Below are 15,070 nucleotides of genomic sequence, written 5' to 3' on the forward strand. Positions count from 1 at the left end.
TAATTACCAATCACTCAAGCTATTGATATAAAAAATGTTTTCTAATTTACAATTTTAAAAAAGCTTAAAAATGAAACTTTTCACTTAAAAATTCATTTTTAAAAATCACTATATTTTTTATTAAAAACTTATATACACTGCTTTCCCTCTTTTATTTTTAAGTATATTTAAATTTATTTTTCAATTTAACTTCACTATATTATTGATTGAATTTTAATTTATTTATTCAATTCCCAGATAATAAAAAGCCCATTTCAATCAATCAAAATGGGCTTTTATAAATTAATCAACCGACAATTTCTTCAACTTTAGGTTTTGCCTTTATCAAATCAGCCTCATACACCACTTCATATTCTTCTAGCTTTAAATGTTTTAAACGCTGTCTAAGTTTTTTCAAAGACCATGGCCATGCGGCAAAATTACGGCCATTAGCATCGAGATAGTAACTTTTACATCCGCCACTATTAAATACAGTGGTTTGCAGATGTTTTTGTACAAGCTCATTATGCTTTTTAATCACTTCTGACTTAACGGAAAGTTTAGCAATCCCCTTTGCCTTCATTTGTAGCAAACCATCAACAATATATTGCAGTTGTGCTTCAGCAAGACCAATAAAGGAGTCGTAAACCAACACATTAGGTCCTAGCATAAGAAATGCATTCGGCACATTTTCAATATTGGTACCTAAGTAAGCTTCTGGTGAAGAGTCTTTCCAAAGATCAGCCAAACATTGTCCTTGCTCATTGTGTACGCGTTTACCAATTGGAGGATGAGATACCTCGAAACCAGTGCCCCAAATAATCACATCAACTTCGTGGCGTTCACCATTGGCAGCAACCACCGTATTGCCTTCAACTTTTACTAAACCATGAGGAATCAGAGTCGTGTTTGGTGCTTGTAGTGCAGGGTAGTAATTGTTAGCAAACAAAATACGTTTACAGCCAATATCAAAATTAGGTGTTACGTTTTGACGTAGAACCGGATCTTTAATTTGCAACTTTAATAGTTGTTTCGCAGCAAAATTGACAGGCTTTAAAGCTTTTGGATTGCGTAAGCCAAAATTAATGACATTTAAAGTACTCGCCACAGTCTGTCGCCAAGTCGCTTGAATAGCTGGATATTTAGCAATGACGGATTTACTTAACTCACCCAAGTCGGTATCTAGTTTTGGCAGTACCCAAGGTGCTGTACGTTGGAACACAAACAGCTCTTTTGCGTTAGGTTGGATTTGTGGCACAAATTGAATAGCAGATGCACCAGTACCAATCACGGCAATGCGTTTACCAGTTAAGTCATAATCATGGTTCCATTTCGCTGAATGGAACATTTCACCAGTAAAAGTATCTAAACCCTCAAGGCGTGGTATCTGAGCCTCAGTAATTGGACCAGTAGCAAATAGGACTGTTTTAGCGATATACAAACCAGAGCTTGTCTCGAGTTTCCAGACATTTTCTAGACTGTCCCATTCTGCTTTTAATAGTTCAGTATTGAATTCAATTAAAGACTCAATATCAAAGTCACGGCTTACATCTTCTAAGTAACTTAAGATTTCCGGTTGGCGTGCAAATAAGTGACTCCATTTTGCACTTGGCGCAAAGGAGTAAGAATAAAGCGATGATGGAACATCACAACCACAACCCGGATACGTGTTTTCACGCCAAGTACCACCGACGCGGCCCGCTTTCTCAATAATTTTAAAATTGGTTAAGCCTGCTTCGTTTAGCTTAATTGCTGCAGCTAAGCCAGAAATACCTGCACCGACAATAAAAGTGTCATAAATATGTGCAACTTCTTGGGTTTTACGTGTACGAGTATTTGTTCTAGGTTTAGTGACCATAATTTTTCTGCCTATACAAAATTTTATTTAAATAGCTGATACGAAAGCCCAAGGAACTTTGCATATAGCGTTGGTGATGTTCTTTTCATAAGCCAGAATAATTTGGCGTCGATCTGTGGCGTGGTATAGAGCTGCCCTCGATCTAATCGGTTCAATGTTAATGTTGCAACTGCATCACTGGTGGTCATGGCATAATTCATGAGTGCATGATCTGCAAGTTTTGAATAGCGCCCTGGAATACGACCATTTTTAATGATATTGGTCGGAACCAAAGTCGGGCACAGCACATTCACTTTAATATTGAATTTGCGAAGCTCAGCTGAAAGGGTTTCTGATAATGCCAATACACCGGCTTTCGTTACGTTATAGACACTCATTTCTGGTGCTGCAGTATAAGACGCGGCAGAAGCCACATTAATAATTGCGCCGTAACCTAATTTTTTGAGCTTTGGCACAAATGTATGACAACCATGAATAACACCCCATAGGTTTACGTGCATACACCACTTCCAGTCTTCCAAGCTCATTTCATCAAATTTGCCGCCTAGACCTACGCCAGCATTATTAATAATCATTGTTACCGGATGCTCTAATAATTGCTCTGCTTGATCAGCCAAAACCTGTACTTGTTCTGCTTGTCCAACATCGCACTTGACTGCAAAAGCTTTTTGTCCAAGCTGTTCAACTAACTTTACGGTTTCTTCAGCAGCTTCTAAATTAATATCCGCACATACCACGTTGCCACCGCGTTTTGCCAATTCAAGTGCAAAACTCCGGCCAATTCCACTACCTGCCCCTGTCACAACAGCATATGCATTTCGGCTAGGCTGGTCTTTCTTACCAAATAGAATCATAGTAAATCCTAAAAAATTTTAGGGAGACGACAGTAATTTGGGTATTACTGCCGTGACCAACAGCCTTATGAAACTGCACGAACTGATGGAGTAAATTCCTTCACAAAGTAAGGTGCAATTGCACCGCCCTCGTTAAGTAATTTCTGTTTGTAGTACTCAAGGTATTGAGTTGTGTCATGATCATTGGGATGAAAGCTTGGACGTAAATAATCCAGAATCTGGCCAACGGTGCTACCGAATACGCCATCTTTTGGACTAAAAATTAAGTTGACGCCACGACGTGCATCTTTCCAGAATTTTCTGGTCAGCATTTCTTGTGGCTTACGCAGTACAGGCACAAATAATGTTGCGGTTGGAATAAGCCCTAAAATGGTAATGAAAGCCATTAGAAAACCGGTTGCACGCAATGGATAGTTACCGTTCAAAACCTGATAGACATCATAAGCAATATCTTTGTGCTCAGACTCTTCAAGCATATGCCACATCCATAACGCTCGGCTTTTCGCATCATCGGTATAATAAAAGTTCTTTTCATGCTTCATCATGTATTCAGCGAGAACTGCCGTAAAGTGCTCAATGCCTGCCATAAGTGAAAGCTTTAATGGCTGTGGGAATTTTAAAAACACATATTTAAAGAAGTTTTCACCTAAGAAACGATATAAATCGACCGGATATTCCAGCTCTTTAATTGCATCATTGAATTCATTATGCAATTTTGAATGGATGGCCTCTTGACCAATAAGAGAAGTAACACGCTGTTTTAAAATTGGGTCTTGAATAAATTCGCGGTGATGACGGGCTGTTTCAATCACCAAATCTTCACCATAGGTCAAAAAAACCGAAAGCGTTGCAAAGAACAAAGTTGCAAACTGATTGTTGACGTAAAACTCGATATCAATTTCTTTGCCATCAAATCCGATATTTAGATGGCGGATTGGGATAGATCCTTTATTTGAAAAGTCTATCTTTTGATACTGAGCCATAACTGATTTAGGAGAAATAATATTTCGGATAGCTTGAGCGACCATTTTTTGACACCCTATAAAATTTGTTAAATACAAGGCAGCGTCGAATCAAACAGGTAAAGTTGTCTTTAAATTATTTCTTGCAATCTTTAACTGCTCTAGAACAAAAATTTGCTCGAATACATCTGCCTTGCCATGTTTTATGAACTTAAGCGAGGTTAAATTCACCAAATCAGGTTAAATAGTGCGCTTGATGCATTACTCGAACAAGGACAAAAAAAGCCAACCCACTTTGAAACTTTTTGCCAATTTAAATGTTTTTTGATTATTTCAAACGACTTATATAAGCTAATATTATTCATAATAATTTAAATAAAGGACACTTGTCCTAAAATGACAAAAAGATGGCTTAAAAAGATAATAAATGAAATATTATGCCTATTTTCCAAATAAATCATTTTAATACTTCAGCGTTCCAAAAATCACACCAAGCTTTCTGTTTTTAGAGCTTCATTGCATAAATGAAAACGATAAACTGCATTCAGAGAAAAAAATTGAATGAGGATAATAAATCATGTTTGATATGCGTTTATCTCATGAGCGTGGTGCAGCACATCATGGCTGGTTACAGTCAAAACACACGTTTTCATTTGCAAATTATTGGGACCCGAAACAAGTAGGTTTTTCAGATTTGCTTGTGATTAATGACGATACTGTTGCTCCATCGAAAGGTTTTGGTACTCACCCTCACCGCAATATGGAAATTATTTCTTATGTGCTTGAAGGTGCGTTAGAACATAAAGATTCAATGGGTACAGGTTCTGTGATTGTGCCTGGTGATATTCAATTAATGAGCGCAGGTCGTGGTGTTGCTCATAGTGAATTTAACCACTCTGCACAAGAAAACGTGCACTTCTTGCAAATTTGGGTTGTTCCAAACGAAGTGAACACCACACCGGGCTATCAACAATTGCATATTTCCGAGGAAGACAAACGCGGTAAATTGCACTTGATGATTTCACCAAAAGGTGGCGAAAAAACTTTGTCGATCAAACAAGACATTAATATTTATTCTGGTCTTTTTGACGGCGAAGAAACAGCAGAGTTTGCAATTCCAGAAGGACGTTATGTTTACCTACATGTGGCAAAAGGCCGTATTGATGTAAACGGTAAAACCTTTAACACGGGTGATGCTGCGCGAATTCGTGATGGAGGCAAGTTATCATTTACTAATGGTGATAATGCTGAAATTCTGATTTTTGATATGCGTCCAGAAGAAGTTCCAACCATGCCATAATCAACAAAACACCTGCATAGTTATATGCAGGTGTTTTTTTATATATTGAAATTAAAAACTATGAATGTTCTTCCGAGCGTGCCATTTCAGTATTGATATAACTCATGATCATAGTGGTTAACCCTTGCACCATTTCATCAAAACTAATAAATGGGTTAGGTAAAATAAGATGTCTTGCTACGTTAAAAATACCGCTATTTATACAAATGTAAGTAATGACAGGTAAGTTATTAATTTTTAAATATTTAGGATTATGCATCATATATTTCATGATGACTTCCATTAAAGCCTGTTCAATTTTTGGAATATATTTGTCGTATTGCAACTCACCTGCATAACGTAAAACGGTTAAGTAACGGTCATTATTCTTCTTTAACAAATCACTAAATGTATAAAAGATCATTTCGATAACAGGCTCTAACTCCAACTCTAGAATTGTAGGAGTTAACTCTTTAATCATATCGAGAATTTCACTCACAAAGTAGTGATTCATCGCATCATAGATTTCTTCTTTATTTTTAAAATACTCATAAAGTGACCCAACACTCACACCTGCAATTTCTGCAATATGACGTGTAGTGGTACCACTTGGTCCATGCAATGCTACGGCAATAAAACCTGCTTCAATAATAGTATCAACAGTGACTTTGGCTCGTGCCTGACGGGGTTTTCGCGTAGACATATTTTCTTATAAATAATCCGAACATAAGCTCAGGTTAGCATGTAATTTAGCCCTACCCTAATAAAAAAACAAAATCCGAATACTTGTCAAACTTCATGACACAATTTCTTTAGAGATATGGCAAAACATAGTTATGAGTTCTTTTATTATTAGGAAATTACTTTTAAAGGAAAATAAAATATTCAAATAAAAATCAATCTATTAATAAAATTTTAAACTAATTTTTTATTTTATTTATACATTAGGTTTGAGCTTAAATAAATTGAAAAGTTACCCGAATTGAATCCGAACATAAACTCAGATTAACATGAAAAAATCTAAAAAGAGGTTGATTCATTTTATCAAATTCGCCTCTTTTTCCGTTATTCAGTCAAATAATCAAACAAATAACGGAGCAACATCACCGTACTCAGTAAGTAGAGAAAACTGCTTTTTGAAAATGGAATTTACAGTGCCCTGTTGGAAATCATAGATTTTTGATTTTCAGCAATATCGCACTATCACTGATTGATCTGAAGGTGTCGCCATGATCTCGACCACAGTTAAAAAATCACTAAACAAAATTAAATTTTACCGTGAAATCGAGTTACCAGATTTTGCCAGTAAAAAATCTATCCCAATCCGTCATTTAAATATTGGTTTTGATGGAAAGGAAATTGATGTCAGATTCTATATGGACAATCAATTTGCGACGATTTTTTTTGCTACGCTTTCAGTATTTCTAACCTATGGTGAAGATTTGGTGATTGAAACTGCTCGTCACCACCGCGAATTTATTCAAGACCCCGTGTTAAAGCAACGCGTTACCTCCCTCATTGGTCAAGAAGCCATCCATTCAAAATTGCACAATGAATATAACGATGCGCTTAAAGATGTTGAGTACCCTGTCGATTTATATCGTTTCTTGGGCGAGAACTTCTTCAAATATGTGTTTTTAAAATTCCCGCAACCACTGAAATTATCGATGATGGCTGGTATTGAGCATTTTACGGCTGTACTTGCTGAATACATGATGAAGCACGAGAAGAACTTTTACTATTCGGACGATGCGAAAAGCCGTGCGTTATGGATGTGGCATATGCTTGAAGAATCCGAGCATAAAGATATTGCCTACGATGTTTATCAATTACTTAATGGTAGCTACCCATTACGAGCTTCTGGCTTCTTCTTAGCTTTGTTCACTATTTTAGGTCTAATCCCTGCGACTACCTTGTTTATTCCTGTTTTAAGAAAACCACAGGAAATGTTAACTAGAAAATTCTGGAAAGATGCTCGCCGAGGTGTAGGACTTATTTTTGGTCCAAAAGATGGCGTATTTGGTAGCACCATTGGTCAAATTCTTGACTACTTACGCCCTGATTTCCACCCAAATGATCATGATACGACTGAATATCTAGAATATTACAAAAACAAATTACTAAGCGAAGGCGGTGCAATTGCACCTTACTTTGTGAAGGAATTTACCCCTCCTGTACGCATGTCTTAATTGGCTTGTAACCAGTCACTACTCAATGACTGGTTTTCCTTAAATCTATTTCGGGATGAATCATGATTTTATTTGGCAAAAAGAGAGTTAAACCAAGCCAAAAAGCTTATGCCGTCGTGACGGGTGCAGGTAGCGGAATTGGTCGGAGTTTTGCAATTGAACTGGCAAAACGTGGTGGCAGCGTAGTATGTGCAGATATTAATTTAGAAGCCGCAGAAGAAACCGTAAAGCTTCTTGAACAAGAAGGCGCAAAAGCTTTTGCTATGCGTTGTGATGTGGGTAATGCAGAACAAGTAAATCATTTAGCTGAAACTGCTGAAATTTTACTTGGGCACCCTGTAACTCTTGTCATTAATAATGCAGGAGTGGGTTTGGGTGGCAAGTTTGACGAACTCAGTCTAGAAGACTGGAACTGGGTCATGAATATTAACCTTTGGGGTGTTATTCATGGTTGTCATGCTTTTGTACCAAAGTTTAAAAAGTTAGGTTACGGCGCGATTATTAATGTGGCTTCGGCGGCATCTTACACTGCTGCTCCAGAAATGACCGCGTATAACGTAACGAAAGCGGGTGTACGTGCGCTATCTGAAACACTTTCTGCCGAACTGCGTAAGTTTAATATTAAAGTCAATGTGCTGTGCCCAACTTTGGTGCCCACCAATATCATTAAAAATGGTCGTATTCCGGGTCGTTATTCGAAGCTTGCAGACCATGCACTTATGAACTATGCACTCACCACAAGTGATGACGTCGCCAAACTCACCCTTAACCGTCTTGATCAGGATGAGCTTTATACCATTCCTCAAATCGATGCGAAGTTATTCTGGCTCATGAAACGTGCATCTCCAAGCTTGTATACCAAGTTCCTTGGTACGTCTTACAAATTATTTAAATAAGAAATTTATAGGTAGTACACATATGACTGCTCAAATGAAAACAAATGCATCAGCAAAAAAAGCTGTCAATTCACCTCAGCATATTTTCGATACTTTTATTGTGGGCGCTGGCATTTCAGGTATTGCAACAGCGATTCGTCTCGACCAAGTTGGCTATACCAACTACAAAATTATCGAAAAAGCAGGACGTGTAGGTGGTACTTGGCGTGAAAATACCTACCCAGGTTGTGGCTGTGATGTACCTTCTGCTCTTTACTCGTACTCATTTGCCCCAAGTGCAAAATGGAGCCATTTATTTGCACGTCAACCAGAAATTTTAAGTTATCTGGAAGATGTGAGTAACGAATTTAATGTTACATCTAAAATCGAGTTTAACAACGAGTTGCTTAACGCAGCGTGGGATGACTCACGTCATGTATGGGTACTTGATACCACTACTGGTCAATATTTATCTAAAACCGTTATTTTTGCCACAGGTCCAATTACCGAAGCTCAAATTCCACGTCTTGAAGGTTTAGAAACATTTACAGGTGAAATGTTCCATTCAGCGAAATGGAATCATGATTATGACTTAACTGGTAAACGTATTGCCGTGATTGGTACGGGTGCATCTGCCATCCAATTTGTGCCACAAATTCAACCCAAAGCAAAAGAGCTGTTTGTGTTCCAACGTACAGCTCCTTGGGTGCTGCCAAAACCAGATACTGACTTGGGCGAGTTGAGTAAATCCGTCATTGCAAAATATCCATCTATTCAAGCGAGCTGGCGTAAAAGTGTAGCACTAACGCTAAATGCAATTAACTTTGGTTTACGTAACCCACTTGCGCTAAAACCAGTCAATATACTCGGCAAGCAATTACTTAAACTTCAAATTGCAGACCCTGAATTACGCAAAAACGTAACACCTAATTTTGATATTGGCTGTAAACGTATTTTATTTGCCAATAACTACTACCCTGCACTACAAGCACCAAACACGACTCTAATTCCTCATGGTTTAGTAAAAGTTGAAGGCAATACTGTTATTGCTGCAAATGGTGAACGCCACGAAGTTGATGTGATTATTTGGGGTACAGGTTTTGAAGTATCTCACCCACCAATCGGTAAACGTGTGTTTAATGAAAAAGGACAACGTTTAAATGATTTATGGAAAAACACTTCACCAGAAGCTTACTTAGGAACCAACATTGAAAATGTGCCGAATGCATTTTTAATTTTAGGTCCTAATGTACTGGTTTATGACTCGTTTATTGGTTTGGCAGAAGCACAACTCGACTATATCGTAGATGGCTTATTGAAAATTAAAAATAAAGGAATTAGCAAGTTAAACGTTAAGTCTGATGTAATTAAAAAGCACAACGACTTGGTGCAAAAGCACTTACAAACAACGGTATTTAATAGCGGTGGCTGTAAGAGTTATTACCTTGATGCCAACGGTCGCAACTTTGCCGCATGGCCGTGGTCATTGAAAAAGCTAAAACAACGTTTGAAAAATCTAGATTTAAAAGATTATGAAGTCACATATCAAACGTCAAAAACACATTAACTTGTAATTTTGACCAAATCCGTTGTTAGGAATGAGCAGTGTATTTTTGTTTTTTATAAAATACACTGCTTTCTTCATTGAATCTTCAAGAAATAAAAGAACAGGTTAAAGATGAAAGAAGGTCAATCAAGCCGTACTGCCGAAGCTGCTGCTGCCTTACGCGCAAATCACTTTAAAAATACGACGAACCCTGTATTTTCAGATCCCTATGCTTTTGAACTAACGAGTAAAGGCTGGAAAAAACTGCTCTCTAACCCACTGATTGTTAAAGTGATGAATTCTTCGGTTTTAAACCGCACTTTAGGTTTACTTACTGGGCAAGTGGTCGGTCGCTCTCGTTATGCCGAAGACTTACTGGATCAGGCTGTTCAACACAATATTCACCAATATGTATTAGTGGGTGCTGGTCTAGACTCTTTTGTACTACGTGAGTCACAGCATTATCCAACGTTAAAAATTTTTGAAGTAGATCATCCAGATACTCAAACGACTAAACAAACCAAGCTCAAAAAGCTAGGCGAACTCCCCTCCACGATTGAATTTGTTGCTATTAACTTTGAAAAAGAATCTATCTCTGAAGCTCTGACTAGAAGTGTCTATAATTCATCTGATCCTGCATTTTTTTCATGGTTAGGCACAACTCATTATTTAAACCCGCAAACGACCCTGCAAACTTTAAAAAGTATTGCTGAATTTGCTGCAAACGGTAGTGAACTGGTACTCGATTATTCAACTGATTTTCAGGAATTAAAGGGTATTGAACGACTTGGAAGTATGGGGGTTGCACAGTTTACCCATTTACTGAAAGAACCTTTATTAGGCCAATTTAAACCCTCAGATTTGCATCAGGCCGTTGAAAAAATGGGTTTTGAAGTCGTAGAAGACCTATCTGGTGAGGCAATCACTGAACGTTATTTTTATAATCGCGCAGACAATATACGCCATACATCGGCAACACGCTTACTGCATCTGCGTTTGAAGAAATAAAGATATTTTTATTGGTTGTTAAGCCGCATGGCATGAGGTGTTTTCCCATGCCATCTTTTATAGGCATGAATAAAACTGGCAGGCTCGGCATAACCTAACCACTCGGCAATCTGCTCAACCGAAGCTTTTGGTAATGCTAAATATTGCTCAGCTAAAACTTGTCTGACTTCTTCACGAATCTGAATAAAGGTCATTTCCTCTAATGCCAAGTGACGGCGTAAAGTACGGACATTTAAATGCAATCGGTCAGCGACTATTTCCATAGAAGGCATTTCCCCTCGCACATTCATAAGTTGCTGTTGCACCAAGGTTGTAAATTTATTTTGTGATTGACGTTTTTCTAATATTTGGCGGCACTGTTCTTCGGCTGTATATAGCACCAAATCATTTGCCATAAGTAGCTTTTGATCTACTTTTTGTGGATCAAGAATTACAAAGCTTTTAGCTGAGCCAAATGCTGGTATTACGCCAAATAAGTCTTGATAAGGCTGAACATCACCTTTGGGTTGAAAAGAAAAAGCCAAATACTGGCAAAAGTTATCCTGCACCAAATCTCGCTGTACCGTAATCAGCGCAGCGGCATCTCGTTCAATAATGAATTGACGAACTAATAAGGGAATATCTTGCTCATCAATTTCAATGCGGACGCCCTGTGGTGTATCGAATACATCAAAGCGGGTAAAAGCAAAAGTTAAAGTAAAATAGGTTAAAGCCAAATCTAGTGCTTCACGAATGCTGGCACTACTCATCAGTGCCATGCCTAATGGCCCAAATGTTGTGAAATGATAGCGTGTACCTACTTCTAAGCCCAACACTGGTCGGTCTGGGAACTGCGTAACCAGATTATGAATGAGCTGTAATTCCTGTTGCCCTGACACCACCATATTCGGGTCAAGCAACTGCTGTTGACTCAATCCTGTTCCATCTAAAATGGTCTGATAAGAAGCACCTGCTTCTACTGCAAAATCAGCCATGAGTCGGACACTATGTATGCTGCGTTCAAATGCCCAAGCGTACGTCACTGTACTTTCCCAAATGTCCTCGAATCACAATATTTTGTCCTCATCCATCCTCTAAATCAAGTTAATAAACGTCTATTCTGCATACAGGAAATTGCGATTCTTTCGCCCACTGTTTTTAAGGATTTAGAGCAGCCTATGTTTAATTCGTCGACTAATTCAAATAAAAATGTACGCATCGCCATTATTGGCACTGGCTTTGGTGGTCTAGGACTTGCCATTCGTCTCAAACAAGCAGGTTTTGAACAATTTACCCTATTTGAAAAAGCTGCCGATGTTGGTGGTGTCTGGCGTGACAACACTTATCCGGGCGCTGCATGTGATGTGCCTTCTCATCTGTATTCCTTTTCTTTTGAGCAAGAACTTGGCTGGAAAAATCGCTACGGGACATCTCAAGAGATTTATCAATATTTACGCCACTGCGCTGATAAATATGATATTCGTCCACATGTTCAATTTAATACTGAAATAGCCAGTGCCGAATTTGATGCCCTACAAGGTGTATGGCACATCCAAAGTAATACTGGCGAACAGTTTGAAGCTGAATTTTTAGTGGGTGCGGTAGGCCAACTCAACCGCCCAGCCTATCCAAAACTTAAAGGGATTGAAAACTTTAAAGGTAAGGCATTTCACTCAGCGCGTTGGGATCATGATTATGACTTAACTGGCAAACGTGTTGCTGTGATTGGTACAGGTGCAAGCGCAATTCAGTTCGTACCTGAAATTGCAAAACAAGTAGCACATCTAGACGTTTATCAACGTTCGGCACCGTATGTTATTCCTAAACCAGATCGGGTTTACCAACCTTTAGAGAAAAAGGCTTTCCGTAAATTACCTATTTTGCAAAGTCTGGACCGTGCTTTGCAATATGGTCACCATGAAATTCGCCTACTTGCTTTTACAACTTCTTTAAATGAAATGCCTTTGGTGGAATATTTATTCCAACGTCACATCCGTAAAGTCGTTAAAGATGGGAAGTTACGCCACCGTTTAATGCCAGATTATCCAATTGGTTGTAAACGTATTTTAATCTCTAACCAGTGGTATGAAACACTGACTCAACTTCATGTCGATGTGATTAATACTGGCATTCAAGAAATTACCGAAAGCGGCATTTTAGATACTGAAGGAAATCTGCGTGAAATCGATACCATTATTTATGGGACGGGCTTTGCCGCAACGGAATTTATGGCACCAATGCAGATTACAGGCCTTGATGGTCGTACCTTAAAAGACACATGGAAAGATGGTGCAGAAGCATACCTTGGCTTAACTGTGAGTGGCTTTCCAAACTTCTTTATGCTCTATGGTCCAAACACCAATCTTGGGCACAACTCAATTGTCTATATGATTGAAAGCCAAGTGAATTATATTTTAGATGCCATTCAAACAACCCTACAAAACAAACTTCTGTTCACCAATGTTCGTGCAGAAGTTCAACATGAGTTTAATCAAAGCATTCAAGAAAAAATGAAAAAAACTGTCTGGGCACAAGGTTGTACCAGTTGGTATCAAACTGCTGATGGCAAAAATACCAATAACTGGCCGGGCTTTACCCTTGAATATCGACAACGTACTCGTCGCTTCGATGTTGAAAACTACACTCAAGTTTCGGCTATTTCTTAAACAAGCTTCACCATAGGAAATGAGAAAAATAAACGGAGAATTTTATGAAGTCTTTTAAAAATAAAGTCGCAGCTGTGACAGGTGCTGGTTCTGGTATTGGACAAGCACTTGCAATAGCACTCGCAAAACAAGGTTGCCAACTGGCACTTTCCGATATTAGTGAAGCTGGGTTAGCTAAAACAGTCGAGCTGTTGGCACCCTACTCTGTCAAAGTCACCACTCAAAAAGTTGATGTAGCTAAGCGTGATGAAGTTACCACTTGGGCAAAGGCAGTTGTAGATGAACATGGCCAAGTTAACCTGATTTTTAATAATGCTGGTGTCGCAATTGGTAGTACGGCTGAAGGTGTGAGCTATGAAGACCTTGAATGGCTGATTGGTATTAATTTTTGGGGCGTGGTTTATGGCACCAAAGAGTTTTTGCCTTACTTAAAGCAAAGTGGTGATGGGCATATTATTAATATTTCTAGTATGTTTGGTTTAACAGCTCAACCGACCCAAAGTGCTTATAACGCCAGTAAATTTGCCGTTCGTGGCTTCACTGAATCCCTACGCCAAGAACTCGATCTACAAAATGCTGGAGTGAGTGCGACCTGTGTGCATCCGGGTGGTATCCGTACCAATATTGCCAAAGCTGCCCGCATGAATAATAGCGTCCAGTCTTTAGGAATGGATCCTTTAAAAAGTCAGGATGCTTTCGATAAATTACTTCGCACCCCTGCTGACGATGCCGCTCAACAAATTTTAGAAGCTGTTCGTAAAGACCGTCGCCGCTTACTAATCGGAGCCGATGCGAAAGCCGTTGATGTGATTCAACGTATTCTTCCACAGGGTTACCAAAAGATTTTTGCAACTGCGACTGCCTTGCAAACTCGCCTACTCAACAAATCAGCAAAATAAAAATAGTGGTCAGCATACTCTTCATTTTAAGAGATGCTGACTGACATTAGGCTTAGTATGAGTCCTTATTATGAAGCAGCTTCTTGCATGGACTATTCGTACCACGCTACGTCCAGCTTTATCCCCCAAAACACCACTAAAGCTACAACGTTTTTGTAGCGATGCAGCCAGTGCAATTGTGCTTGGGCCACGTGGCTATAAAACAAAAAAGCAAACAATTGCTCAAGTACCGACAGTCCATATTCAGCCCAAAACGACTCAATCAGGACTCGGCATCTTGTATTTACATGGCGGAGGCTATGTCGTGGGTAGCTCAAAAAGTCACACTAAGCTTGCTGCTCAAATTGGACATGCAGCTCAAGCACAAGTCTGGTTACCTGAATATCGACTAGCCCCTGAACACCCAAGCCCGGCTGCTCTTGAAGATGTAATTGCGGTTTATAAAGTCTTACTTGCTCAAGGACAAGACCCGAAAAAACTTGTGATTGCTGGGGATTCTGCTGGCGGCGGACTGAGTTTAAGTACTGCAATTGCAATACGGGATGCAGGGTTACCGTTACCAGCGGTGTTAGTTTTACTTTCACCTTGGGTTGACTTAAGCCTCTCTGGAAGCACGATGAAAACTCATGCTGCTCAAGATGCGATGTTGTCAGAAGATTGGTTAACTTGGTGTGCAAAAAACTATTGCGAACAAAAATCGGTAACCGATCCAACCTGTTCCCCACTCTATGCCGACTTAACTGGATTACCACCTGTTTTAATTCATGCCGGTACCGAAGAAGTCTTATTAGACGATGCAAAACGCCTTGCTAAACAAACTGAAAAATACGGTATTCCGACGAACTTGAAGGTTTATGACCGAGTCGGGCATGTTTTTCAGTTCCACGCGGGTATACTAAATGAATCTAATGACTCGATTGAGCGCATTGGGCAATTCATTGATAAACATACACAGTCAATATAAAAATATCGCCAG

General features: G+C 39.0%; 13 protein-coding genes. 8 read left to right on the forward strand and 5 right to left on the reverse strand.

Annotation, left to right across the window (positions count from 1 at the left end; genetic code table 11):
- Nucleotides 1-286: 286 nt before the first annotated feature.
- The 3 genes from NE363_RS12635 to NE363_RS12645 all read right to left on the reverse strand — a co-directional run bounded on the left by NE363_RS12635 (nucleotide 287) and on the right by NE363_RS12645 (nucleotide 3,674).
- Nucleotides 287-1,837, reverse strand: coding sequence for a flavin-containing monooxygenase (locus NE363_RS12635; protein WP_445535189.1), 1,551 nt, complete (start codon nucleotides 1,835-1,837; stop codon nucleotides 287-289).
- Between the two features lie 23 nt (nucleotides 1,838-1,860).
- Complete coding sequence (locus NE363_RS12640) at nucleotides 1,861-2,691, reverse strand: SDR family NAD(P)-dependent oxidoreductase (protein ID WP_419332899.1); 831 nt, start codon at nucleotides 2,689-2,691, stop codon at nucleotides 1,861-1,863.
- A gap of 65 nt (nucleotides 2,692-2,756) precedes the next feature.
- A complete protein-coding gene (locus NE363_RS12645; RefSeq protein ID WP_445536388.1) occupies nucleotides 2,757-3,674 on the reverse strand; it encodes a metal-dependent hydrolase in 918 nt (305 codons plus the stop codon).
- 556 nt (nucleotides 3,675-4,230) lie between these two features.
- On the opposite strand from NE363_RS12645, the gene NE363_RS12650 reads away from it, so the two are divergent.
- Entirely contained in the window at nucleotides 4,231-4,953 is a 723-nt protein-coding gene (locus NE363_RS12650) for a pirin family protein (RefSeq protein ID WP_000459995.1), read from the forward strand.
- 58 nt (nucleotides 4,954-5,011) lie between these two features.
- On the opposite strand, the gene NE363_RS12655 is transcribed toward NE363_RS12650, so the two are convergent.
- Nucleotides 5,012-5,635 (reverse strand): TetR/AcrR family transcriptional regulator, encoded by a 624-nt coding sequence (locus NE363_RS12655; protein WP_004702811.1) that lies wholly within the window; start codon nucleotides 5,633-5,635, stop codon nucleotides 5,012-5,014.
- A 526-nt stretch (nucleotides 5,636-6,161) separates the two neighbouring features.
- Here NE363_RS12655 and NE363_RS12660 point away from each other — a divergent pair.
- The 4 genes from NE363_RS12660 (at nucleotide 6,162) to NE363_RS12675 (ending at nucleotide 10,550) form a co-directional block, all read left to right on the forward strand.
- Complete coding sequence (locus NE363_RS12660) at nucleotides 6,162-7,121, forward strand: metal-dependent hydrolase (RefSeq protein WP_004702813.1); 960 nt, start codon at nucleotides 6,162-6,164, stop codon at nucleotides 7,119-7,121.
- A 62-nt stretch (nucleotides 7,122-7,183) separates the two neighbouring features.
- Complete coding sequence (locus NE363_RS12665) at nucleotides 7,184-8,017, forward strand: SDR family NAD(P)-dependent oxidoreductase (protein ID WP_004702815.1); 834 nt, start codon at nucleotides 7,184-7,186, stop codon at nucleotides 8,015-8,017.
- Between the two features lie 22 nt (nucleotides 8,018-8,039).
- Nucleotides 8,040-9,563: a flavin-containing monooxygenase gene (locus NE363_RS12670; protein WP_445535190.1), complete on the forward strand. Its 1,524-nt coding sequence runs from the start codon at nucleotides 8,040-8,042 to the stop codon at nucleotides 9,561-9,563.
- A gap of 111 nt (nucleotides 9,564-9,674) precedes the next feature.
- A complete protein-coding gene (locus NE363_RS12675) occupies nucleotides 9,675-10,550 on the forward strand; it encodes a class I SAM-dependent methyltransferase (RefSeq protein WP_445535191.1) in 876 nt (291 codons plus the stop codon).
- A gap of 8 nt (nucleotides 10,551-10,558) precedes the next feature.
- Here NE363_RS12675 and NE363_RS12680 read toward each other — a convergent pair whose 3' ends face one another.
- Nucleotides 10,559-11,572 carry an AraC family transcriptional regulator gene (locus tag NE363_RS12680; protein WP_445535192.1) on the reverse strand — a complete coding sequence of 338 codons (1,014 nt, stop codon included), beginning with the start codon at nucleotides 11,570-11,572 and terminating at the stop codon, nucleotides 10,559-10,561.
- Between the two features lie 135 nt (nucleotides 11,573-11,707).
- Between NE363_RS12680 and NE363_RS12685 the strand changes: the two genes are divergently transcribed.
- From NE363_RS12685 to NE363_RS12695, 3 genes are all read left to right on the forward strand, one after another.
- Nucleotides 11,708-13,195, forward strand: a complete 1,488-nt coding sequence (locus tag NE363_RS12685) for a flavin-containing monooxygenase (RefSeq protein WP_445535193.1) — start codon at nucleotides 11,708-11,710, stop codon at nucleotides 13,193-13,195.
- A gap of 44 nt (nucleotides 13,196-13,239) precedes the next feature.
- On the forward strand, nucleotides 13,240-14,094 hold the full coding sequence (locus tag NE363_RS12690) for an SDR family NAD(P)-dependent oxidoreductase (RefSeq protein WP_445535194.1): 855 nt from the start codon (nucleotides 13,240-13,242) through the stop codon (nucleotides 14,092-14,094).
- Nucleotides 14,095-14,164: 70 nt separating this feature from the next.
- Entirely contained in the window at nucleotides 14,165-15,058 is an 894-nt protein-coding gene (locus NE363_RS12695) for an alpha/beta hydrolase (RefSeq protein ID WP_100290532.1), read from the forward strand.
- The last annotated feature ends 12 nt before the right edge of the window (nucleotides 15,059-15,070 follow it).

This window comes from Acinetobacter sp. G18 (assembly GCF_052660225.1).